Origin of the sequence: Pseudomaricurvus alkylphenolicus, from assembly GCF_011683955.1 — a bacterium.
GTDB classification, from domain to species: domain Bacteria; phylum Pseudomonadota; class Gammaproteobacteria; order Pseudomonadales; family Cellvibrionaceae; genus Pseudomaricurvus; species Pseudomaricurvus alkylphenolicus.
Window position 1 is genome coordinate 127507 of sequence record NZ_JAAQPI010000014.1, and the last position, 23544, is coordinate 151050.

Sequence of the window (23544 nt, forward strand, 5' to 3'; positions counted from 1 at the left end):
GCTAACCTGTCATTAAGCGATAGACATATTATGAATGAATACACACCCCCTCTTGAAGATATTAAGTTTGTGATCGATGGCTTGCACGATTACTCCGCCATCACAGAACTGCCTCCATTCCAGGAGTACAGCAAGGACATCGTGGATGCCGTTTTGGAAGAGGGAGGACGGATGCTTTCCCAGGTATTGGCGCCCCTTAACCGGGCGGGTGATATTGAGGGCTTGCGTCTGAAAGAATCGTCGGTAACCATGCCAAAGGGTTTTTCTGAGGCCTATTCGCAACTGGTTGAAGGCGGATGGTTGTCAGTGGGGTTTCCCACCGAATTAGGTGGTCAAGGCTTTCCCACAGCAGTGGCATTGGGGCTGACAGAAATGATGCAGTCGGCCAATCTGGCATTCAGCATGTGTCCAACCCTGTCCGTTGGGGCGGTACATACGTTACATAAATTCGCCCATGAAGCCATCTCTTCAGTCTATGTGCCAAAGCTGGTCAGTGGCGAATGGACCGCAACCATGGCATTGACAGAACCCCAGGCGGGCTCTGATCTGTCGCTGATCAAGACCAAAGCGGTGAGAAAGAACGATCACTATCTTCTGAAGGGGCAGAAGATATTTATCAGCTTTGGTGATCATGACATGGCGGAGAACATTGCTCACTTGGTATTGGCGAGATTGGATGGTGCACCGGAAGGCGTCAAGGGGATTTCACTGTTTGTGGTGCCCAAATATTTGCCGTCTCCTGAAGGCGAGTACAAAGTGCTGAACGACGTCAAGGTGATATCCATTGAACATAAGCTCGGGTTGCATGCCAGCCCGACCTGCACACTGAACTTTGGAGACGAAGACGGCGCCGTTGGCTATTTGGTCGGTGAGGAGAACAAAGGCTTGGCCTATATGTTCACAATGATGAACCATGCGCGGCTACAGGTGGGACTCCAAGGCGTTGCCTTGACGGAACGAGCTTATCAGGATGCCCTTAACTACGCCAAAGAACGGATCCAAGGCAATCGAGAGGGCCGGGCGGTGGCAATCGCGGAGCACCCGGACGTGCAAAGAATGCTACGTCTGATGAAATCGGGCAAAGACGCCATGAGAGCAATGGCCTACAGTGTGGGCGTCTCGATGGATCTGGCGGATCATAGCGAAGATGAATCAACCCGACATTTGCACCAGGTGAGAGTCGACTTGTTAACGCCGGTGGTCAAGGGATGGTCCACAGAGTTGACCCAGGAATTGGTGCGGCTCTCTGTACAGATTCATGGTGGTCTGGGGTTCGTGGAAGAAACGGGTGTGGCGCAATATGTGCGTGATGCGGGCATTATTACCATTTACGAGGGCACCACCGCCATACAGGCTATGGATTTGCTGCAACGGAAGTTGCTTCGGGACGAGGGCACGGCATACAGGACGTTAGTCAGCGACATAGAGCAATCGCTGAATAAGTGCAGAGATCGGGGTGAAGAGATCACCGTGTTGGCAAATCGTGTGACGGAGTCACTCACCTGCTTGAAGCAAGCCGTTGATCATGTCTTCAGTGTCGCCGACGACGGTAACAGGCTGGAAGCGATTGCCTATGATTTTATGATGCTGTTCGGGTATGTCACAGGTGCTTGGTATCTGTTGCAGTCGGCATTGGCGGCTCAAAAATTGACCTCTGACCAGCAGCGACCATTCTGCCGTACAACGTTAAACACGGCGAAATTTTATATGAGTTTTCTGTTGCCTCGCAGTTCTGCACATCTGCAAGCGGTGTTAGCAGGCTCCGCCGTTGGCACGCTCGAGGTTGATCAACTCTAAGACCGCCGGTATTGACCGGGCGGCACGCCGGTCCAACCTTTAAAGGCCCTGACGAAATCTCCCGGTTCGGAGTAACCCACCTTGAGGGCGATTTCGCCGACACTGATGGGTGGCACCTGGGTCAGGAAGTAAATCGCCATGTCACGGCGCACAATGTTTTTGATCTTTTGATAGGAAGTGCCTTCCTCTTTGAGCCGTTGCCGCAGCGCATATTTACTCATCCCGAGAACGCCGGCAACGGCGTCCAGGCCCGGCATACTGTGACTGGCATGAGGCTCCAGGACTTGTCGGACGCGAGTGGCCAGGCTGTTATCTTGACGATACAGTACAAACAAATTCGTTGGACAGCCTGCGATAAAGGCTTTTAGCGATTCGTGCGATTGCACCACCGGCCTCTCCAGATAACCGGGGTTGAAACTGAAGCTGTTGACGGCTTGATCAAAGCGGTGAATACAGGGGAACAGGTATCGATACTCGTCGACCCTCGAAGGAGCAGGATAGGAAAAGCGGGTTTCCTTTAGTACGATTTGCTCGTCAATTAGCCAGCTGGCAATTCGGTGCCAGGTCAGTATCAGCAGTTCAGTTAACAGGTTATCCTCATCTAACTCCGGTCGTTTTAGATCCACCTGGATCGTTGCCGTTTCGTCCGTTTCTTTGAGTGTGATCTGAAAATCATCCTGGACCAACCGATAGTACTCTATGCCTCTATGCAGTGCTTTGCCCAGTGTGGGAGCGTGAACACAGAGCTTGCCCATCATATGAAAATTACCGGGCTTAATGGGGTGTGAGCTGAGTCCCATGTTTTCGTCGTTCAGCCCACTCCAGATCAAATGAACCAGGGCTGAGACTTTCTCGGTCGGAACGCGGGCACGTGCCGCGTTTAGTAGGTCGGGGGCAATCCCGGCAAGTTCCAGCAGTTGATCCGCATCCAGTCCTTTGCGCGAGGCAAGGGCATACAGGCAGGAAACATAGTGATTGCTGGAGGTAAACTTGGCCACACAAAGCCCGGCTATGTTTCAGTGCTTATCGCCCACAGAGTCATCACGACAAGGACGCTTCTGCAGAGTTCATTAGTGTGGTCTGCTGTTGTACGAGCGCAAGCAACTCCGTGTAGGATTGCTCCACCGTTTTCCCGGAGGTATCGAGCACGGCATGGGCTTTTTCGTAGTAAGGCGTGCGCTCTTCGAGGATCCGGCGCAGGTCCGCCATGGAATCATCGTTATTGGCCATGGGGCGCATATCACCCTGGGCAACAACGCGCCCCATGTGCTCCTCCGGTGACGCCTTGACCCAGATGACCAGACAGGTGGTTAACAATAGATTCAATTCTTTCAGTTCAGAAACAATACTGCCGCCGGTCTCAATGCAGACGGATTCATAATCGTTCAGTGTTTTGAACAGCGCTTTTTCTTCCAGGCGACGGTACCCCGCCTGGCCGGAAAGCGCCAGTATCTCAGAGACTGCCATGCCACCAATGGTTTCGATTTCATCGACCAGGCGGACAAAGGGTAACTGCTGACGCTCTTGCAGCAGGTGACCCAAAGTGGATTTGCCGGCGCCCCTGAGGCCGACAAACGCGATCCGGGTGCGTTGCCCTCCCAAGCTTGAAAACTCCTGATGAAGCAGTTGTAGAGCCTTCTGCTGCTCCTCACGGGTCAGGCGACCCACAAATTCGTTGATGAGCGATTGTTCTGGCGTCTGTTGATGGCCACTGGGCAACAGCTCTCCCAGGTCAGCCCTTAAGGCGCCTGCCACCTTGCGCAGTAAGCTGATGGAGATATTACCCTTACCCTGTTCCAGGTTGGCGAGATAGCGCTCCGACACCGAAGAGTCATTGGCCAGCATTTTACGGCTCATGCCTCGGCTCGCTCGCAATCCCCTGACTCGATTGCCCACCTGTTGCAAAAAGGCTTCGTTGGATTGGGTAATGTCTTCCTGATTTTCCTGCATAATTCACTCTATCGGACACATTCAGCACGCCATTCATCCAACCGGACAGTGGGTACTTACAGTGAGTACTATAGTGCAGTCAGCGGTGACGACAATGGTTTTATCTTACCACATGACTACAAAAAACCGCTTATACTACTTCAGAGTGAACAAAAATGCAGCCCTCCCCTAAAAAGGCTAGGGCTGCCAATCCCCTATGCAACTGTTAGAAGAGGTACTTGAGGCTTAAGGACCACTCACGGCCCCTGGCGTAGGTGACCTCTGAGTAAGACGAGGCCTCCCGGATTGCGGTATTACCTGCCAGACGATACAGCTCGTCAGTCACATTACTCACGGATGCGGCCACCCGCCAGGACTCCGAGGGGGAATCCCAGATCAGGGACGCGTTGACAATATCGTAGGCTTCCTGAGCGATTTCCTCTGAATTTAAGGCATCGAACACCACATCGTCTCGGTAGGACCAATCAATTCGAGGCGTAATCACGCCGGCATCCCCCAGGTTGAAACTATAGGCGACACCCAGGTTGGCACTCAGTTTGGGCACGTGAGGCATGTCGTTGTTCAGGGAAACACCGCCGCTCTGGAGTACATCACTCAGCTCTTTGTATTCAGCGTCGACAAAACCGATTCCCCCCACGACTTGAATGTCGGGGGTGGGTACCCAGGTCCACTCCAGTTCTACGCCGTCGATCTGAGCTTCACCGGCGTTAAAGATAATGGGGGCAAAGTCTTCACGAATCACAAACTGTAGGTCGGTATAGTCGGTGGTAAATATCGCACCGTTCAGACGTAAGGTGTTGTCGAACAGCTCCGCCTTGAACCCCAGTTCAAACGTTTCTGCGGTTTCCGGCTCAAACGATCGAACGGCAGCACCGGGCTTGATGTTGCGGGCATTAAAACCGCCGCTTTTAAAGCCTTCGGAGTAACTGGCGTAGAGCATGATGTCTTCATCTAACTGGTAGGACAGGTTGACCATGGGGGTGGTGTCGGAATAGGTTTCATCCTGCCATACCTGAGGGAAGAACAGCGTGCCCGCCGGAACAATGGCTGTCGTGCCTCCACCACCCAGGGTGGGGTAAGTATTGCCATCAAAGGGGTGGACGTAGCCCGCCAGGCCGTCAGATTCGCCTGGCGTAATGGGGAACAGGTATTGAGTTTCCGCAAACTGCAAGGGCTTGAACGCTTTGTTCTCTTCAGTCCAACGCAAACCAAGGGTCAGGCTGAGGTCATGGGTCAGATCGTAGCTGAGTTGGCCAAATACCGCTTTTGAGTCGTTCTCAACCAGTCCGCCGGAGTTAAAGGTGCCCACGGCAACGGGAACAAAGTAATCGTCCGAGGCGCTTTCTTCAAAATAGTAGAGCCCCAACAGCCAGTTGAGCCGGTCGTCAAACCCGGTGCCGGAGAACTGAAACTCCTGGCTGAACTGATCTTGCGTATCATCATTACGCGTGTGCAGAATCGTCAACGGTGTGTTGTCCGCATCTCGGGAGCCGGTCCATTCCATATCACGATAAGCGGTTATGGATTTAATGCTAAATGCCTCCAAATCCCATTTAACCGTCAGGCTGCTGCCCCAGCTCTCAAAGTAGGAATCCACCGCAAAGGTGCCGTAGTTGGCGTAGGGCCCGGCGTCCCAATCCCGAGAGGCGCAGCGCGCTTGCAGCGACGGATCGAGACCACCACAGCCGCTGCCGACCAAAACGCCACCCGCGGCGAGATTGGCAAACAGGTTCGGCGCGAGACCATTAAAACTGATGGGGGCGCCGTTCTCTTCTTCTTTGACATAATCGGCGGCGAAATAGACCTCAATGTTGTTGGTGGCATTCCATTCGAGAGCCACGCGACCACCCATGCTGTCGTCGTTGCCGAGATCGGTGCCGTCCAGAACACGAGTGACGTATCCATCGCGCTTTCTGGAGCCGACGGATACTGCCGTACGGAGCGTATCGCTGATGGGCATATCCAGCGATGCCTGTACATCCAGACGATCATCGGTACCAAGCTTGACCTCAAGGCTACCGCCAAATTCTTCCGCGGGGCGTCGGGTGGTCAGGTTGATGGCACCCCCGATGGTGTTTCGTCCAAACAGGGTTCCCTGGGGACCTCGAAGAATTTCTATCTGTGCCAGGTCCACAAAGTTCAGTGTGGCACCGACGGAGCGGGCCATGTACACCTCATCAATGTAGAGGCCGACGCCTGGATCGGTGGACGGCAGAAATTCCGTCTGACCGATGCCTCGGATAAAAATTTGGGAGGAGGCATTGTTTCCCGCCGAGGGTGCGTGGGATGAAAACGACAAATTGGGGGTTACCTGAGTTAACTGATCCGATGAGTCGATTTGGCGATTGCTCAGATCATCGGCCGTAAATGCGGCCACAGAGATGGGGGTGTCCTGCAGACTCTCTTCCCGCTTTCGTGCGGTAACGACTACCTCTTCGATGGCAAAACCGGTCTTCGCGGCCTGGACTCCGGCAACGGGCAACATTGCTGGAATCAGGACGCTGGACAAGGTCGCCACCCGGCTGCTACGGCCGAGAGCATCAAATTTTTGGAGTAGTGTCATGAATAGACCTCACTTAAAGGTACGCCCATGGTCAGGGCGGGTTGGGTTTCTTAATTATTGGAGTTATTTTTCTAAAGTGCAATATAATGCACTTAATAATGAAAGATACACCCATCTATAAGTAAGTTCAATTCATTTTTCTACCGTTTATGGATAATAAACTGCATTTTTATGCGTTATTTGGATGAGAAAATTTTGCAGAGTTGATCCAAATCAAGTTCGAAACTAGGCATATGCACTATATTGCATATTCCGATAGGGTGAGTTTAACGCAATGAGGAGCTTCAACATGGGAGCAATTGAACAAAAAGACGTCGTCTTCGAAGTGAATTACGAGGATCGTATCCCCAACAACATCAATTTGTCTGAAGACAAGCAATTACAACGAGCACTTGAAGCCTGGCAGCCCAACTACCTGGATTGGTGGCGGGACATGGGTCCGGAAGGGTTTCAGGAAGCGGATGTCTATTTGCGCACAGCGGTGGGTGTGGACCCGGATGGCTGGGCGGTGTTTGATCACGTCAAAATGCCGGACTATCGCTGGGGAATTCTGCTGGCACCAAAAGAAGAGGGAAGGACGATTCCCTGTGGTAAGCATAAGGGAGAGCCCGCCTGGCAAGAAGTACCCGGTGAGTACCGGGCGCTGTTGCGTCGTTTAATTGTGGTTCAAGCCGATACCGAGCCGGCGTCCGTAGAGCAGCAGCGATACTTGGGTAAGACCGCGCCTTCACAATACGACATGCGCAACCTGTTTCAGGTCAATGTGGAAGAAGGACGCCACCTATGGGCCATGGTGTACCTATTGGTGAAGTACTTCGGTCGCGATGGCCGCGAAGAGGCGCAAATGCTGTTGGAGCGCCGTTCCGCTGATGAGGACAAGCCACGAATCCTGGGGGCATTCAATGAGGAAACCCCAGATTGGTTGTCGTTCTTCATGTTTACCTACTTTACCGACAGGGATGGAAAAATGCAGCTGGCGGCCTTGGCGCAGTCCGGGTTCGACCCACTGTCACGCAGTTGCCGCTTTATGTTGATGGAAGAAGCACATCATTTGTTTGTGGGAGAGACCGGAGTGGGCCGGACTATCGAAGCGACATGTGCGGCGATGAACAAGGCGGGCATTACTGATCCCTACGACATCGAGGCCATTCGAAAGCTTGGCGTGGTGGACTTGCCGACGCTGCAGAAAAAGGCAAATTTCCATATGTCAGTGACCCGTGATTTGTTTGGATCTGAAATATCAACGAACGGTGCCAATGCATTCACTGCGGGTCTGAAGGGGCGATATGAAGAAACCAAGCTGGAGGATGATCACCAGCTGCATGACGATACTTACCCAGTGATGCAGGTAGAAGACGGTACCTTGGTGATTAACGAGGTTCCTGCACTCAGCGCCATCAACAGCCGCTTGCTCGATGATTATATTGCCGATTGCCAGGGTGGCATCAACCGCTGGAATAAAATTATCGAAAAAGCCGGCATTGATTTTACGTTGCAGCAGCCGCACAAAGGTTTTAATCGCAAAATCGGCGAGTTCGGTGAGTACCACATTACCCCGGAAGGCGAGCTGGTGAGCGAGACGCAATGGCAGCAGAATAAAGACAATTGGTTACCCAGTGCCGCAGACTATGAATTTATTCATCAATTGATGCAGCCTTGTGCCGAGGCGGGTCAATACGCCAGCTGGATTGCTCCACCACGGGTTGGGATTAATCAGCAGCCGGGGGATTTTGAATACGTAAAACTAGGCTGAATAACGCGCATTCCCCGAAGGTAATCGGGGAGTGCCGTTGCGCATTGTCAAGAACTAAAGCACACAGTCAGGATCGAAATTGGCCGCGCGTTTATCTTTGGTGGCACTCAGGCCTTCTTTTATGTCCGGCAGGCGAAAACCGAGCATTTCCAACGCCAGCGAATTGTCGAAGGTCGGCCCCATCATGCGCAGCCAGTTGTTCAATGCGTGCTTGGTCCAGCGCACAGCCGATGGGCTGGACGCCGACAACTCGACCGCAATCTCCAATGCCGTTTCATACAGGTCTTCTTCATCAACGCAAAGAGAGACCAGCCCCAGGCGCTCTGCCTCCTGACCGTCGATGGGGCGACCGGTCAGAAGGTGGTATTTGGCTTTTGCCATGCCGCAAAGGATGGGCCAGATGATTGCGGCAAAGTCCCCGGCGGCAACGCCTAGCTTCGTGTGACTGTCGATGAGTTTGGCTCTTCTGGCGGCGACGGAAATATCCGCCAGTAGCGCCACTGCCAAGCCGGCCCCCACGGCAGCACCGTGTATGGCGGAGACTACCGGTTTGGAGCAGTTGATCATGTTATAGACCAGATCTTTGCCTTCCTTCCAAACACTGAGCAGTGCTTCGTCGCTGTCGATCATGGTATTGACAAGTTCAAAGTCTCCGCCGGCGCAGAAGCCCTTGCCCGCTCCTCGCACCAACACTGAGCGCACGCTCTTATCGCGATCAATGTCGTTCCAGACGTAGGCGGTTTCCCGATGCATCGACGCATTCATGGGATTCATTGAGGTGCCGGTGTCAAAAATCACTTCCAGTACGCCGTCGGAAGGGGTTTCAAAACAGAGGCTACTGAATGTTTCTCGGTAGTGTTCGATATTCATAGCAACAGGTAACCCATAGAAAGTAGGTAATGGAAAATGTTATTGACGGGTAAACTCGATCTCGCCCTGGGGTAATAAATAGAGCACCAGGGCTTTTCCTTGTGTGACAGTAGGGCTGTGTGCACTGCCGGGGCCGTAGACCAGCCATCCGGCGCTGCGATTGTCGAATTGCGCCTGCGCATCGATCGGCATAATCAAATCGATTTCACCTTTTGGATGGGTGTGATGAGGGCCGGCAACCGATTCCATATCAACAACATCGACACTGTAACCCTGCAACCCTGCGTTAGGCTTAATGACGCGGCCATACTTGATGCCACCGGCTTCGTATTTGCAGAGATCGCCGCTTTCAATGCCGGCAATACAGCAGTTACGAATCGCCTCGAAGTGTTCACCATCGGCGGGAAAAAGCCGATTGAGTTTGTCTTCCAGTGACTGGTTCAGGGCGTTGTCTTTGATAACGTCAGTAACGGTTTGCAGAAGAGACTGAAAGTGATCGAGAGTAAAGTTGCTCATCATCGGGACCCTTAGTGGTTAAGAGCGAGGCATTATAATTCTGGACCTCATTGATCTCAATCAGATATTGCAATATAGTGCATTTTTGAGATTATTCGAGAATATGTTGTTGGATTGACTAAATGTTGCCAAATGCCTTACCCACCCCCTTTATCCATTGGCGAATGGTGTTGTTCGGTGATACCGATTCCGCCTCCATTGTCTATACGCCACGGTTTTCCCATTTCTGCATGGAGGCTGCTGAGCTCTGGTTTCGCGACTGTGTAGGGTTCGACTGGTATCAAATGAACGTTGAGGAGGGTAGAGGCACACCAGTGGTTCATATGGAAACCGATTTTGTTGCCCCGCTTCGGGGTGGCGATCGGTTGGGGGTGATCGTTCGTGTTGAGCGGCTGGGCCGATCCACCGTGACGCTGCTGTTTGAGGGGATCAGGCAGAATCCGTCCGATGATACACACCTCACGACCTTTACGGCCCGTTTCATATTTTGCTTTACGGATCAATCCCAAGGTGGCGCCGTGCCCATCAACGATACGCAACGGGAATTAATAGAAGCCTATAGAGAGGCTTGTAGTCCTGAATAAACCATAGCAAATCAAAGGTAATGACATTGAAACTGCAAAACTATATCTGTGGCGATTGGGTGGAAGGCCAGGGGCAAGGTGCCGCGCTGACCAATCCGGTTAATGGTGAGGTGTTGGCTTATGCCGGGTCTGAAGGCGTGGATTTGGGGGCTGCTCTGGCTTACGCTCGTGACCAAGGCCGTAGCGGATTACAAGCGCTGAACTATGGTGAACGAGCGCAACTGCTTGAGAGCATGGCTCAAGTCCTGCAGGAAAACCGCGAAAAATACTATCAGATCGCCTACCAAAACTCTGGCAATACCAAAGTCGACGCAGCCATTGATGTCGATGGCGGTATCGGCACTCTGAAGTATTACGCTGTCATGGGCAAAACTCTGGGAGATGCCCATTTCCTGTGTGAACCAGGCACCGACCGCCTGGCAAAGGACAAGGCGTTTCAGGCTCTGCATATCCTGACACCACTCACCGGTGTGGCGATTCACATCAATGCGTTTAATTTCCCGTCTTGGGGGCTGTGGGAGAAGGCGGCAGGTTCTCTCTTGGCTGGTGTGCCTGTTTTTGCCAAACCGGCGACGGCTACCTCGTTGTTAACGCAAACCATGATCAGAGATCTTGTGAACGCTGACATCTTGCCCAATGGCAGTCTGTCGATCATCTGCGGCGGTGGCCACGACCTGATGGATTACGTTCAAACCGGAGACGTCGTCCTGTTTACCGGCTCGGCGGACACGGCTCAAAAGTTGCGTACCCACCCCAGGGTGATCGAAACCGGTATCCGCTTCAATGTCGAAGCGGACAGCCTCAATATGGCGCTGTTGGCCGAGGACGTAACAACGGACTCACCCTTGTTCGAGGCGTTTGTCAAAGAAGTCGCCAAAGAAATGACCACCAAAGCCGGGCAGAAATGTACCGCCATCCGGCGCATTCTAGTGCCGGCGGCTTCCATTGATGCGGTCGCGGATGCCTTGACGGCGCGTTTGGCCAAAACGGTGATCGGTGATCCGGCCAGCGACGGTGTTCGTATGGGGCCACTGGTCAACCGGGCTCAACAGCAGGCGGCTTGGGAGGGCATAGACATCTTATCGCGGGAGGCGGAGATTATTTTCGGCGGTGACCGCCAATTCGCTGTTCAGGGTGGTGATGTTGATTCTGGGTGTTTTGTGCAGCCGACGTTGTTGCGTTGTAACAAGCCAATGAACGCAGAAAGAATTCACGACACTGAAGTGTTTGGCCCGGTCGCCACCCTGATGCCCTATAGCGATGAGGCGTCCATTTGGGCTCTGGCCAGTTTCGGTGGTGGCTCTTTGGCCGGATCGGTATTCACCAATGACGAGGGCTTCTTTGCCAGGGCGGCGGTGACGCTGGCGGCGCATCACGGACGACTGCTGATGGTCGATGAGACGGTCATGAATGGCCATACCGGCCACGGCATAGCCATGCCGCAATGCGTGCACGGCGGGCCGGGTCGAGCTGGCGGGGGCGAAGAGCTGGGGGGACTGCGCGGTTTGCGGATCTACCATCAGCGCACGGCCATCCAGGCCAATATATCGCAGCTGGAAAATTTGCGAGCAGCAACGGTGGATTTTTCGTCCTGATAGAGCGGCGCCTGGAATCTTCTCTCACAATCCAATGTGAAAAGCCCGACTCGTGACTGAGTCGGGCTTTTTTGTGCATGAGCCGCCGTCCTTGGGGCAACTTCATAAGCGTTTGCGCTTGATCAATGCTAAATGGGTAGAGTGAATTATATTGCAGTATGGGGTTGTATTCCTGTTTATGTGCATTATAATTCACTTCATGCAATAAATAACCTTCCCAACGCAGGTGACCAAGCAATGATTGATTTTCAGACCAGCCCCGATAACTACAAGCATTGGAAGCTGTCTTTCGATGGCTCCGTAGCCACTCTTACAATGGATGTGGACCCCTCAGCCACTTTGTTTGATGGCTATGAGCTCAAGCTGAACTCCTATGACTTGGGTGTCGATATTGAGCTTTACGACGCGGTACAGCGCCTGCGCTTCGAGCATCCGGAAGTCAAAACCGTGATCATGAACTCCGCTAAAGATAAAGTGTTCTGCGCTGGGGCCAATATTCGCATGTTGGGTGGGGCCGCCCATGCCCACAAGGTGAACTTCTGTAAATTTACCAATGAGACCCGCAACTCCATTGAAGATGCCAGTGACAATTCTCAGCAGCGTTATCTCTGTGCGGTAAGCGGTACCGCTGCAGGGGGTGGCTACGAGCTGGCCTTGGCCACCGACTACATCATGATGGCCGATGACGGTAACTCAGCGGTATCTCTTCCTGAGGTACCTTTACTGGCCGTATTGCCCGGCACCGGTGGTTTGACCCGTGTTGTGGACAAACGCAAAGTGCGTCGTGATCACGCCGATGTCTTTTGTACGATCGAAGAGGGGGTTCGTGGTCAGCGCGCAGTGGACTGGCGATTGGTGGACGAAGTGGTGCCCGGTTCCAAGTTCAATGAGGCTGTACTGGTTCGTGCCCAGGAAATCGCAGCGACCTCGGATCGCCCGGATAATGCCAAGGGCATTACTCTGCCTGAACTGCAAAAAGATCTGCAGGCTGACAGCTTGACCTATGATTTTGTAGACGTGCAGATTGACCGTAATAACCGTGTCGCCACCGTCACCGTGAAGGCCTCGGAGACGGCAAATCCGGCCGGTATGTCCGTTGAAGAAGCGGAAAGCCTCGGCGCTGATTTCTGGCCGCTGGCCGCTTGTCGTCAGCTCGATGATGCTATCTTGCACCTGCGGTTCAACGAGATGGAAATGGGCACCCTGATCTTTAAGACCGAGGGTGATGCGGACATCGTTGAAGCCTACGACGAGTTTGTCAATAAAAACCAAAACAACTGGCTGATGCGTGAAATCGCTCTCTACTGGCGTCGTACGCTCAAGCGCGTTGACTTAACTTCGCGCACCTTGTTGGCTTTTGTTGAGCCCGGCAGTTGTTTTGTGGGCGTACTGGCGGAATTGTTGTTTGCTGTCGATCGCTGCTACATGCTCGAAGGCCAGTTCGAGAATGACAGCCGACCCGCACCCACGGTTCGCCTGACGGCCTCTAACTTTGGGCCCTACCCAATGTCCAATGGTATCACCCGTTTGCAAACCCGTTTCCTGGGTGAGCCGGAATCCGTCGATACCTGTGAAAATGCCAAGGGACAACGCCTCGACGCCAAGGCTTGTGAAGAGCTTGGGCTGACGACCTACTGCCTGGACTTTATCGATTGGGACGATGAGACCCGAGTCTTCCTGGAGGAGCGTGCGAGTTTCTCTCCGGACTGTCTCACCGGTATGGAAGCCAACCTCCGCTTTGCCGGTCCAGAGACCATGGAAACCAAGATCTTTGGTCGCCTGACAGCCTGGCAGAACTGGATTTTCCAGCGCCCCAATGCGGTAGCGGAAAAGGGCGCTTTGCAGCTGTATGGTACCGGTGCTCGTCCAGAGTACGACCTCAAACGTGTATAAGCCGACTGACTAAACAGAGAAATTAAGGATTTGGATATGAGCAGCGTAGAAGATGCCATTGTAGAAGTGAACTACGACGAACTGATTCCCAACAACGTAGACCTGGCCAACGATGCCCGACTCAAAAAGGCGCTGGAGAGCTGGCACCCAAAGTATATCGACTGGTGGAATGAAGCCGGACCGGAAGACACCCAGGAACTGGAAGTGTATTTACGTACTGCCGTCGGGGTTGACCCTAAAGGCTGGGCCAAGTTTGGTCACGTTAAAATGCCAGAGTACCGCTGGGGTATTCTGTTGGCGCCAAAAGAAGAGGGGCGGACTATCCCCTTTGGTAAACACAAGGGCGAGCCCGCTTGGCAGGAAGTGCCCGGTGAATACCGAGCTATGCTGCGTCGTTTAATTGTGGTGCAGGGAGATACTGAGCCAGCTTCAGTGGAGCAGCAGCGTTATCTCAGTAAAACCGCGCCTTCGCTTTATGACATGCGCAACCTGTTTCAGGTCAATGTGGAAGAGGGTCGCCATCTGTGGGCCATGGTCTACCTGCTGGTGAAATACTTTGGCCGTGACGGTCGCGAAGAAGCCGAAGCCATGCTGGAGCGTCGTTCTGCCAACGAAGATAAGCCGCGTATCCTGGGGGCGTTTAATGAAGAAACGCCCGATTGGCTGTCGTTCTTTATGTTTACCTATTTCACGGATCGCGACGGAAAAATGCAGTTGGAGTCTCTGGCGCAATCTGGCTTTGATCCTCTGTCTCGCAGCTGCCGTTTTATGCTGACCGAGGAAGCGCACCATATGTTCGTCGGCGAAACCGGTGTCGGCCGTGTGATTCAGCGTACCTGCGACGCGATGAACGAAGCGGGTATCACTGACGCCAATGATATCGAAGCGGTTCGCAAGCTGGGTGTCATTGATTTGCCGACGTTGCAAAAGAAAGTCAACTTCCACGCGAGCGTAACCTACGATCTGTTTGGCGCTGAGGTGTCCACTAATGCGGCGGCAGCGTTTACCGCTGGCATCAAAGGGCGTTTTAACGAGAATAAGCTGGACGATGATCACGTATTGACCGATGCGGTCTATTCAGTAGATCGTATCGTGGACGGAAAGTTAGTCGTGGAGGAAGAGCCTGCTTTGAATGCTATCAACGGTCGCCTGCTGGATGACTATATCAAGGATGCCACCGGGGGTGTTGGACGCTGGAACAAGATCATTCAAAAATCTGGAATTGATTTCGAGCTTAAGCTACCTCACAAGGGCTTTAACCGAAAAATCGGTGAATTCTCCGAAAATTCTGTAACCCCGACCGGCGAGGTGATCAGTGAAAGTGAATGGTCAAGCAATGAATACGAGTGGCTCTGCTCCGAGGCCGATGGCGACTATATCAACTCGCTGATGGTGGCTTGCAGAGAGAAGGGTCAATATGCGGGCTGGATTGCCGAACCTCGTGTTGGTATCAACAATCAGTCCAGTGATTTTGAGTACGTTAAAATCAACTAAGCCTGGATAGCGGGTGTCTGCCCAGAAGTAAGCTCTGTGGATGCTTTTGGATGGGCACCAGCTAGTTGAGCCTCCGCTGCACTGCGGTGTCAATCCGCTTTTCCGAAACTGGCAAGGTTCTCTCCAGGGCGCCAGTTTCGGCTTTTTATGAACTTTCCATGGTTAGCTGCTATGAATTTAATACGCCAACACCTTATAGATCCAGAGATCTGCATTCGCTGCAATACCTGCGAAGAAACCTGTCCCGTTGATGCCATCACACACGATGATACGAACTATGTCGTTGATATGGCCAAGTGCGATATGTGCATGGATTGTATTTCTCCCTGTCCTACGGGGTCGATTGATAACTGGCGTATGGTGAGTGAAGCCTATTCCGTTGAAGAGCAATTGTCTTGGGAAGAGTTGCCAGACGAAATTGGCCATGGCGAAGTCGCGCAGGAGCCCGTCCAGCAGGAAGCCAACGAACTGGAGGCCAGCGCCATTTTGGAAGTTGCCCATTCAGGGCAGGGTGGCAAGGTGTTACCCCCTTATTCCGCGGCACACCCATACATTAATCTTTATAACCGTGATAGCCCAATTACCGCACGAGTGGCGGGTAACTACCGTATCACCGATACGGATTCTGAATCCGATATCCACCATATTGTTCTGGATTTCGGCGCTCAGACGTTTCCGGTTCTGGAGGGGCAAAGTATTGGGATCATTCCGCCTGGAGAAGACGATAAAGGTCGCCCCCACCTTGTTCGCTTGTACTCGGTAGCCAGCCCCCGCGACGGTGAACGTCCTAGCACCAACAATCTGTCGTTAACAGTCAAACGGGTTCAATTTGAAGAAAACGGGGACACCGTGTTGGGTGTGGGTTCCAACTACGTCTGTGATCTCAAGAAAGGTGATGAAGTGGCTGTGACAGGTCCCTTTGGTTCGACCTTCTTAATGCCCAACCACGCAGAAGCAAACATTATTATGATTTGCACGGGGACGGGCGCGGCGCCTTTTCGAGCAATGACCGAATATCGCCGCCGGTTTATGCCCGAGACAACTGGCAAGCTCAAGCTCTATTTCGGTGCGCGTACACCGGGAGAACTGCCGTATTTTGGTCCCCTCAAGAAACTGAGCGACGACTTTATCGATAAACAACTGGTGTTTTCTCGACTGCCGGATCAGCCCAAAGAGTATGTGCAGCACCGAATGCTTCAGCAATCTGACGAATTAGCGGCGTTGATGACGTCGGAAGAGACCTATGTATATATCTGCGGCTTAAAGGAGATGGAGCAAGGCGTCGAGGAGTCCTTCGAGAAAATCTGCAATCAAGGTGGACTGTCGTGGGATGAGATCAAAACCGCCATGAAGAAGTCTGGGCGCTATCACGTGGAAACTTATTAAGATTAGTCTATGCCTTACGACCACAATTACGAAACGATCGATTTCCGCATTGAAGAAGATGTGGCAACTATCGTACTAACGCGGCCGAAACGTTTTAATAGCTTTACCGAGCAGATGCATATAGAACTGAAGTCCGTATTGAAGCGGATTTCGGCTGACCGACAACTGCGTTGTTTGGTCATTACTGGTTCAGGACAAGGGTTTTGCACGGGGCAGGATCTCAATGACCGGTACCAATCGGTAGCGCAGGAAAACGCCAATCTAGGGGCTTCTTTAGAGAAGCATTACAACCCGTTGGTACGATCGCTTAAGTCACTCGATATTCCCGTGATCTGTGCCGTCAATGGCGTAGCTGCCGGGGCAGGCGTCAGTCTGGCGCTCGCTTGCGACATTGTTATTGCGGCTCAATCGGCTTCTTTTGTCTTTGCCTTCTCCAAGGTAGGATTGGTTCCGGATGCCGGGGCGACCTGGTCTTTGGTAAAGGCGGTTGGTCTGCCCAGGGCTAATGCGATGGCATTGATGGGGGAGTCGATGCCAGCTTCAGAAGCGCAGAAAATCGGGTTGATTTGGAAATGTGTCGCCGACGAAGATATTGAAACGGAGACGGCGTCTGTCGTCGAGCGTCTGAGTTCAAACCCGGCCCAGGGCTTGACGCTTACCAAACGGGCGCTCCAGAAAGCGGCTGACAGCGAATTTCACGAACAGCTTACCAACGAGGCGCACTATCAAACCCTTGCTGGCCGTAATCCGGACTATAAGGAAGCGGTATGCGCCTTTGTTGAAAAAAGAACTCCTGACTTCAGTCATCAGTTTCACGTGCATTGGGGGGAATAATGTTGGAACCGGGATTCGGGTTATGACCATTGCACAAACACTAGACAATGTACAAAGTGAGACTTCGTTTCTCAAGGTTGACGGGGCTACGCTAGAGGTCAAATCGATAATGGGGCGTAACATCGATGCGCCAACCCTGATATTCTTGCATGAGGGACTAGGGTGCACAGATCTCTGGCACGATTTTCCGGAAAAGCTCGCCGCCGCAACGGGGTGTTCCGCTTTGTTGTATAGCCGCAAAGGCTATGGTCGTTCAGCTCCCTGCGATGTGCCTAGACCGCTCAACTATATGCATATCGAAGCCATTGAGGTGTTACCCAAATTACTTAAAGCAGTATCTTTCGATGAGCATATTCTTGTGGGGCATTCCGACGGAGGTTCCATCGCGCTGATCTATGCCGGGGCTTGCGCAGAGCCGGGGTTAAAGGGTCTAATCACCATGGCACCTCATGTGTTTTGCGAAGAGCTTACGGTAAATTCGATTGCACAAACCAACAGCGCTTTCGAAGGTGGCAAACTGCGAGAGGGACTCGCGAAATACCATCATGACAACGTTGACTGCGCTTTTTGGGGATGGAATAAAGCCTGGTTGGACCCCGAATTCCGCAACTGGAACCTTGAAGAGTTCCTTCCCGGGATTCAAGTGCCTCATCTCTTACTGCAAGGCCTGGAAGACCAATATGGGACCGTTGCTCAGGTCGAATCTGTGCAAGCAAATTCCAGTGGGCGTGTTGAAGTGCAAATGCTGGAAGAATGTGGGCACTCACCCTACAAAGAGCAGGAAGGTCAGACTTTAATCGCAGCAAGACGGTTTATAAATGATATCCTTTCGCTCTGATATCGAGGTGAGTGGGATGAGCAATGAACAAAAGACAGTATTGTCTGGATCGCATGTACAGAGTGGTTCGCGATCAAGTGGGCTTTACGAGCGCAGACTGGCGATTATTTGCGCCCTTTTTGAACATTAGGGAAGTTGATTCGAGGCATATCCTGCAGGCGACGGGGGAGTCAGCGAATAATCACCATTTTGTTGTCCGGGGGCTGGTTCGATTCTTCTACATCACTCAAGAAGGTAAAGAGCTTAACAAGGGTTTTTACGGTGAAGATTATATTGTAGGTAGTCTAAGCTCCGTCATTCTCAATGAACCCAGTCGGTTTTCCATTGCAACTCTTGAGCCTTGCACCCTGGTAGAGCTACGTTTGGATCAGCTACAGAAGCTGCAAGGCCGCTGTGCCAGTTGGGATCGGTTGTTTGAATATTGCTGTCAGATGATGCTGGTACGTAACGAAAGGCGAGAAGCAGAATTACTGACCTTATCGGCGAAGGAGCGATTTCAGCGATTTGTGCACAATTTTCCGGGTTATATTCAGCGAATTCCTCAATATCATATCGCCACCTACTTGGGTATAACGCCTGAGGCGCTGTCTCGGTTCAAAAAGCAATGGTTGAGTGAGGATCGAGGAAATTGACCTAGTTTAATGACACTCCTTCGCCAGATTACTAGTCTAGTGACCTTGTATCTAATCTTTGTCGAATATCCTATCTTGGAGTACCTGCATGTCGGAGAAGAATCAATATTCCCTCTTATTTGAACCCCTGGATCTGGGTTTTACACGTCTCAAGAACCGTATATTGATGGGTTCAATGCATACCGGGCTCGAACACGACGGCGATGAGGGCTACCAGCGCTTGGCAGCCTATTATGCCGAACGCGCCAAGGGCGGTGTGGCAATGATCATTACCGGCGGAACTTCGCCCAACATGGCTGGAATGGCTGGCGGAGATGCGGCTGAGGTATTCAACTCGCCGCAGCAGGTGCCAAACCATCGTTTGGTCACTAATGCGGTCAAGGCCGCTGATCCCGACTGCAAAATATGCTTGCAAATCCTTCATGCCGGGCGTTACGCGCCGACACCGGATCTGGTGGCTCCGTCACCGATCAAGTCGCCGGTTATCACGCCCTACCCACCAAAAGAATTAAGTACAGAGGAGGTCGAACAGACCATCGACGACTTCGTCAACTGTGCACAGCTTGCCAAGCAAGCGGGCTACACGGGCGTAGAGGTTATTGGTTCTGCGGGCTATTTAGTCAGTTCGTTCTTGCTGGAAAAGACCAACAAACGTACAGATGAGTGGGGCGGCAGTTATGAGAAGCGCATGCGGTTTGCCGTCGAAATCGTCAGACGCATCCGCGAGCGGGTGGGCAAAGACTTTATCGTTATCTACCGCATTGCTGCCATGGAAATGATGGAGGATGGCAGCTCTTGGGAAGAGGTGGTGACTCTCGCCAAAGCCATCGAAGACGCCGGTGCCACCATTATCAGTACTCACTTTACCTGGCACGAGGCCCGAGTTCCAACCATCGCCACCCGTGTTCCAAGAGCTGCTTTTGCGCAGGTGACCGGTAAACTGCGTAAACACCTGTCGATACCGGTGATTACCAGTAACCGCATCAATATGCCGGATGTGGCTGAAAAGGTACTGGCAGAGGGCTGTGCGGATATCGTCTCCATGGGGCGCCCAATGTTGGCTGATCCGGAGTTCGCCAACAAGGCCAAACAGGGTCGCGAAGATGAGATCAACACCTGCATTGCTTGTAATCAGGCTTGTTTGGATCATCACTTCAAACATAAACAGGTGACCTGCCTGGTAAATCCACGGGCCTGCAACGAAACAGAGCTTAATTACTTACCAACAAAGGCGCCCAAAAATATCGCAGTGGTAGGTGCTGGACCGGCCGGTCTGGCATTTTCTGTCACTGCTGCTCAACGGGGGCACAATGTCACTCTTTTCGAAAGCAACATGGAAATTGGTGGGCATTTCAACCTGGCAAAACTGATCCCGGGAAAAGAGGAATTCTACGAAACGCTTCGTTATTACCGTCGCCAAATAGAGCTACACAACGTTGATCTCAGGCTTGGTCAAAAAGTTACGAAGGAGCAGCTGCAGATCGGCGACTGGGACGAAGTAGTGATCTCCACTGGTATTACTCCTCGGATTCCAGCAATAGAAGGCGTTGGCCATACCAAGGTACTCAACTACCGCGAAGCGATCCTGGGCGAGAAACCGATTGGCAAAAGAGTGGCCATTATTGGTGCGGGCGGTATAGGGTTTGACGTAGCGGAACTGATTACCCATAGTGGTCGATCCGCAAGCCTGGACGTTAACGTGTTCGCTAGAGAGTGGGGCATTGATTTTGAAAATCACCCCCGGGGTGGTGTACAGGGCATTCAGCCAAAGTTAGAAGTGGCCGATAGAGAGGTATTTTTGTTGCAGCGTAAAGCCACTTCTCTGGGCCGTGGTTTAGGTGTGACGACAGGATGGGCACATAAACTTAGTCTCCAGCGCAAAGGGGTTCACATGATCGCGGGGGTAAACTACCAGGGTATTGACAGCGACGGATTGCATATTACGGTCAATAACGAACCAAGAACCCTTAATGTTGACACGGTGATTATCTGTGCGGGACAGGAGAGCCTGCGAACGATTTACGATGAACTCAATGAGTCAATTGAGAATCTGCACTTGATTGGCGGTGCAGAGGTTGCCATGGAGATTGATGCCAGACGAGCGATTGATCAGGGTTGTCGATTAGCGGCGAGTCTTTAATCACTGATTGATTTTGCTTGAATGGCATAGTTTCTCCCAGTTGATTATTCCATATTCACGGTTAACGCCCTTCATAAGAAAATTTGTTTCCGAGGGGCTGCTGTAGATGAGCGCTATTTCACTTGAAGGCAGGTGTTTTTTCGGTCAGTCATCGCGAGGCTGACTGCAATGCTCCATCAGCAACGCTTTAAGCCACTGATGGGCCGGATCACGATCCTTGCTATTATGCCAGGCTAGGCTCAAATTCAGTAATATGGGCAGGGGGCCTTCTTCTACAATGGCGATAGGCATATAACGTTGCATATAGCGGGCGATCTTACGAGGCAGTATAGCAGCACACCCTGTTTCTATAGCGACCACCGGCAGCAGGCTGAATTGTTGTATTTGCATGACCGGTTTGTGGCCCTGTGGGCTCTTACCACTAAGCGTGTTGAGTAGATTGTTATCGACCGGAACCATTGCTGGGTAGTAAGTGATGTAGTCCTCCGCCAGCAGTTCTTCCCGTGAAGGATTTTTATTGGATGCCAAGGGATGCTCTTTGGACACTACAGTCACAAAATCGTCCTGAATAAACGGTGTCGAACTCAGCGTTGGGTGGGCACCGGCACTGAATACAGTCTCCGGGACAATAAAAAAATCGGCGCGGTTCAATTCAGGGTTCCACCCCAAAAGCCTGATCCCGTTCAAAAATTGGACAGGCTGACCGATTTGCAGTCGGTATCCATGAGGTAAAATGCTAGATTGTTATCCTGATTAACGGAACAACCGACTGTGAATATTGCTCTCTCCTCAATGGCCCTCGCGAGTGCCAAACCGATGCCTTCGAACCAAAAGAAGCGCGTTGCACTCGATGCGATTGGCGGCGAAAAAACTATAACGCACATTGCCCGGGAGAATAACACCAGTCGCAAGTTCGTTCGTCGACAGGCCCGGATTCTGCAAACGGCACTGGATAAGGAATTCACGTCAGTAAGTAGGTCTCCCGACGACGTCATATACCATTTGCCCGTCACTAAACACTGGATAGAGCAGCTGGTGTTATCATTGATGTTGGTTGCTCACGCTTCCTATCGCAATATCATGACGATATTGAAGGATGTGCTGGACTACAACCTGTCGTTGGGTTCAATCCACAATATTTTCCGCAGCGCGGTCGAGAAAGCCAAGGAGATTCATGTAGCAGAAAACCTATCCGGTATCGAGGTCACCGCCAATGACGAGTTGTTTCACCGCAATAAGCCCATCTTGTCAGGCATCGACAGTCGATCACTCTACTGTTACTTGCTATCAGCAGAAGACCGCCGAGATGAAGAAACCTGGGCTATTCACTTATTGGATGCGCAAGACAAAGGGCTATGTCCGTACAGAACAATTGGCGACGATGCCAGCGGGCTGGTGTCAGGCCACTCTATGGTGTTTCCGTACACTGATTTCGAATATGACAATTTCCATCTTTCCCGGGCACTGAAGGATCTTCGACGATATTACCGCAATCGATTGAAGTCTACGATTACTGAGCGAAACGCTTGTGAGGCCATGACGCGAAAGAGAGTTGGAGACCTGGATTGTGTTGATAAAGCACTGTTAGCACGGTCGGAAGAAAAGAGAATTCGACATATTTCTTCAACAATAGATACTTTAGTAAGCTGGTTGGAGCACGATATTCTGAACAAGGCAGGACCAACACCCGATGATCGTCGCGAGCTGTACGATTTCGTGGTTCTGGAATTCAGAAATCTTGAAAAGATTGAGACACACCGAATCAAGTCCGTTCGCATCACTCTCGAAAACAAGCGCGACGTGGTGCTACGTTTCAGTGATGCACTGGCTGAAAAGTTCGAAAAGATCAGTCAACGATATAACCTTCCGATCGAGATCGTATGGGCGATGTGCCGTTTGCAGCGATGTGATGCCGGTGGCGATCAGTACTTCTTCCGGTCGTTGCCGCTCCAGGAATCGTTGAGAGATCGTTATGACGATATCGAAGAAGCGGTGATAGAGTCCATGGACAAGACAGAAAGAACCAGCTCCATGGTGGAAAACCTCAACGGTCGGGTGCGAGTCCACATCAGACATCGTCAGGAAATCGGTTCGGGTTATCTGGACTTGTTGCGATTCTTTATGAACCACAGTCCGCTTGTTCGCAGCGCCAGAGTCGAGAGACAAGGTAAGTCACCGGCTGAGATCCTGTCGGGTAAGCCTCACCGGCATTGGCTCGAGATGTTGGGTTACCAGCGGTTTCATCGCGTCGCTTAAACTGAACTATTGATCAAGATTTATAGGCACTGATGCCCAGGCCGGCGGAGGTGGGTAAAAACTCGTCAATTGGAACCCAAAACCCCTGGTTTTTGAACCGTGCCAATCATCACGATTTCACCCTCTAAATCATCAACATAGTCGATACTCTGTCAACTATATGGCGTTGAAATACGGAATATGATATTTGGTATTAAGTACCTCAATAATTTGATTGGGCAAAATCATCGATAAATCAAGCGAATTACGAAGCCGATTCTTGGGTTCAAGAATTTCTTTTCTGCAGAGTGAACTTTAGCTGGTATTGAGGTGGTCCGTAGGATCAAGAAGCATCAGATGAAAAACAGGCGGGAGTATCACAAAACTCCCGTCGAGTCGTTCTATAGTCTGTCACTCTAGAGTTTAAGATAGATTGGGTATGTCTCGCCTCGGGGAAAGGCTGC

Annotated in this window: 18 protein-coding genes; 12 read left to right on the forward strand and 6 right to left on the reverse strand. The window is 51.9% G+C overall.

Translation table 11 applies throughout. The annotated features are described in order from the left end of the window. Positions 1–30: 30 nt before the first annotated feature. Positions 31–1797 carry an acyl-CoA dehydrogenase gene (locus HBA55_RS27890; RefSeq protein WP_166998262.1) on the forward strand — a complete coding sequence of 589 codons (1767 nt, stop codon included), beginning with the start codon at positions 31–33 and terminating at the stop codon, positions 1795–1797. Here HBA55_RS27890 and HBA55_RS27895 read toward each other — a convergent pair. The 3 genes from HBA55_RS27895 to HBA55_RS27905 form a co-directional block, all read right to left on the reverse strand. Continuing rightward, complete coding sequence (locus HBA55_RS27895) at positions 1794–2795, reverse strand: AraC family transcriptional regulator ligand-binding domain-containing protein (RefSeq protein ID WP_166998264.1); 1002 nt, start codon at positions 2793–2795, stop codon at positions 1794–1796. The genes HBA55_RS27890 and HBA55_RS27895 overlap by 4 nt on opposite strands. 43 nt (positions 2796–2838) lie before the next feature. Next, positions 2839–3747 (reverse strand): helix-turn-helix transcriptional regulator, encoded by a 909-nt coding sequence (locus HBA55_RS27900; RefSeq protein ID WP_166998266.1) that lies wholly within the window; start codon positions 3745–3747, stop codon positions 2839–2841. 205 nt (positions 3748–3952) lie between these two features. After that, the gene (locus HBA55_RS27905; protein ID WP_166998268.1) at positions 3953–6310 is read right to left on the reverse strand and encodes a TonB-dependent receptor; all 2358 of its coding nucleotides are present in this window, start codon (positions 6308–6310) and stop codon (positions 3953–3955) included. A 289-nt stretch (positions 6311–6599) separates the two neighbouring features. Here HBA55_RS27905 and boxB (HBA55_RS27910) point away from each other — a divergent pair, with 289 nt between their 5' ends. Further along, a complete protein-coding gene (boxB, locus tag HBA55_RS27910; protein ID WP_166998270.1) occupies positions 6600–8063 on the forward strand; it encodes a benzoyl-CoA 2,3-epoxidase subunit BoxB in 1464 nt (487 codons plus the stop codon). 54 nt (positions 8064–8117) lie between these two features. On the opposite strand, the gene HBA55_RS27915 is transcribed toward boxB (HBA55_RS27910), so the two are convergent. Both HBA55_RS27915 and HBA55_RS27920 read right to left on the reverse strand, forming a co-directional pair. Further along, positions 8118–8933, reverse strand: a complete 816-nt coding sequence (locus HBA55_RS27915; protein WP_166998272.1) for an enoyl-CoA hydratase/isomerase family protein — start codon at positions 8931–8933, stop codon at positions 8118–8120. Positions 8934–8972: 39 nt separating this feature from the next. Next, on the reverse strand, positions 8973–9452 hold the full coding sequence (locus HBA55_RS27920) for a 4-hydroxylaminobenzoate lyase (RefSeq protein WP_206020010.1): 480 nt from the start codon (positions 9450–9452) through the stop codon (positions 8973–8975). A 119-nt stretch (positions 9453–9571) separates the two neighbouring features. Here HBA55_RS27920 and HBA55_RS27925 point away from each other — a divergent pair, with 119 nt between their 5' ends. From HBA55_RS27925 to HBA55_RS27965, 9 genes are all read left to right on the forward strand, one after another. Beyond that, a complete protein-coding gene (locus HBA55_RS27925; protein ID WP_166998274.1) occupies positions 9572–10033 on the forward strand; it encodes an acyl-CoA thioesterase in 462 nt (153 codons plus the stop codon). A 26-nt stretch (positions 10034–10059) separates the two neighbouring features. After that, positions 10060–11628 carry a 3,4-dehydroadipyl-CoA semialdehyde dehydrogenase gene (locus tag HBA55_RS27930; RefSeq protein WP_206020011.1) on the forward strand — a complete coding sequence of 523 codons (1569 nt, stop codon included), beginning with the start codon at positions 10060–10062 and terminating at the stop codon, positions 11626–11628. A gap of 237 nt (positions 11629–11865) precedes the next feature. Continuing rightward, positions 11866–13521: a 2,3-epoxybenzoyl-CoA dihydrolase gene (boxC, locus tag HBA55_RS27935; RefSeq protein ID WP_166998278.1), complete on the forward strand. Its 1656-nt coding sequence runs from the start codon at positions 11866–11868 to the stop codon at positions 13519–13521. Between the two features lie 36 nt (positions 13522–13557). Next, complete coding sequence (boxB, locus tag HBA55_RS27940) at positions 13558–15015, forward strand: benzoyl-CoA 2,3-epoxidase subunit BoxB (protein WP_166998280.1); 1458 nt, start codon at positions 13558–13560, stop codon at positions 15013–15015. A 171-nt stretch (positions 15016–15186) separates the two neighbouring features. Then, positions 15187–16401 (forward strand): benzoyl-CoA 2,3-epoxidase subunit BoxA, encoded by a 1215-nt coding sequence (gene boxA, locus HBA55_RS27945; RefSeq protein WP_206020012.1) that lies wholly within the window; start codon positions 15187–15189, stop codon positions 16399–16401. 9 nt (positions 16402–16410) lie between these two features. Then, positions 16411–17235: an enoyl-CoA hydratase-related protein gene (locus HBA55_RS27950; protein WP_166998284.1), complete on the forward strand. Its 825-nt coding sequence runs from the start codon at positions 16411–16413 to the stop codon at positions 17233–17235. Positions 17236–17257: 22 nt separating this feature from the next. Then, entirely contained in the window at positions 17258–18073 is an 816-nt protein-coding gene (locus HBA55_RS27955; protein WP_166998286.1) for an alpha/beta fold hydrolase, read from the forward strand. A gap of 23 nt (positions 18074–18096) precedes the next feature. Further along, positions 18097–18705 carry a Crp/Fnr family transcriptional regulator gene (locus HBA55_RS27960; protein WP_166998288.1) on the forward strand — a complete coding sequence of 203 codons (609 nt, stop codon included), beginning with the start codon at positions 18097–18099 and terminating at the stop codon, positions 18703–18705. A gap of 88 nt (positions 18706–18793) precedes the next feature. Beyond that, positions 18794–20845 (forward strand): oxidoreductase, encoded by a 2052-nt coding sequence (locus HBA55_RS27965; protein ID WP_166998289.1) that lies wholly within the window; start codon positions 18794–18796, stop codon positions 20843–20845. 144 nt (positions 20846–20989) lie between these two features. Here the strand turns inward: HBA55_RS27965 and HBA55_RS27970 are convergent, their stop codons facing one another. After that, positions 20990–21496, reverse strand: a complete 507-nt coding sequence (locus HBA55_RS27970; RefSeq protein ID WP_166998291.1) for a LysR substrate-binding domain-containing protein — start codon at positions 21494–21496, stop codon at positions 20990–20992. A gap of 165 nt (positions 21497–21661) precedes the next feature. Between HBA55_RS27970 and HBA55_RS27975 the strand changes: the two genes are divergently transcribed. After that, entirely contained in the window at positions 21662–23101 is a 1440-nt protein-coding gene (locus HBA55_RS27975) for a hypothetical protein (protein ID WP_166998293.1), read from the forward strand. The last annotated feature ends 443 nt before the right edge of the window (positions 23102–23544 follow it).

Coding starts and splice junctions, on each gene's coding strand:
- HBA55_RS27900 (WP_166998266.1), bottom strand. CDS start 3,747: ATGCAGGAAAATCAGGAAGACATTACCCAATCCAACGAAGCCTTTTTG.
- HBA55_RS27925 (WP_166998274.1), top strand. CDS start 9,572: ATGTTGCCAAATGCCTTACCCACCCCCTTTATCCATTGGCGAATGGTG.
- HBA55_RS27960 (WP_166998288.1), top strand. CDS start 18,097: ATGAACAAAAGACAGTATTGTCTGGATCGCATGTACAGAGTGGTTCGC.
- boxA (WP_206020012.1), top strand. CDS start 15,187: ATGAATTTAATACGCCAACACCTTATAGATCCAGAGATCTGCATTCGC.
- HBA55_RS27965 (WP_166998289.1), top strand. CDS start 18,794: ATGTCGGAGAAGAATCAATATTCCCTCTTATTTGAACCCCTGGATCTG.
- boxC (WP_166998278.1), top strand. CDS start 11,866: ATGATTGATTTTCAGACCAGCCCCGATAACTACAAGCATTGGAAGCTG.
- HBA55_RS27890 (WP_166998262.1), top strand. CDS start 31: ATGAATGAATACACACCCCCTCTTGAAGATATTAAGTTTGTGATCGAT.
- HBA55_RS27915 (WP_166998272.1), bottom strand. CDS start 8,933: ATGAATATCGAACACTACCGAGAAACATTCAGTAGCCTCTGTTTTGAA.
- boxB (WP_166998270.1), top strand. CDS start 6,600: ATGGGAGCAATTGAACAAAAAGACGTCGTCTTCGAAGTGAATTACGAG.
- HBA55_RS27955 (WP_166998286.1), top strand. CDS start 17,258: ATGACCATTGCACAAACACTAGACAATGTACAAAGTGAGACTTCGTTT.
- HBA55_RS27920 (WP_206020010.1), bottom strand. CDS start 9,452: ATGATGAGCAACTTTACTCTCGATCACTTTCAGTCTCTTCTGCAAACC.
- HBA55_RS27905 (WP_166998268.1), bottom strand. CDS start 6,310: ATGACACTACTCCAAAAATTTGATGCTCTCGGCCGTAGCAGCCGGGTG.
- HBA55_RS27975 (WP_166998293.1), top strand. CDS start 21,662: ATGCCTTCGAACCAAAAGAAGCGCGTTGCACTCGATGCGATTGGCGGC.
- boxB (WP_166998280.1), top strand. CDS start 13,558: ATGAGCAGCGTAGAAGATGCCATTGTAGAAGTGAACTACGACGAACTG.
- HBA55_RS27950 (WP_166998284.1), top strand. CDS start 16,411: ATGCCTTACGACCACAATTACGAAACGATCGATTTCCGCATTGAAGAA.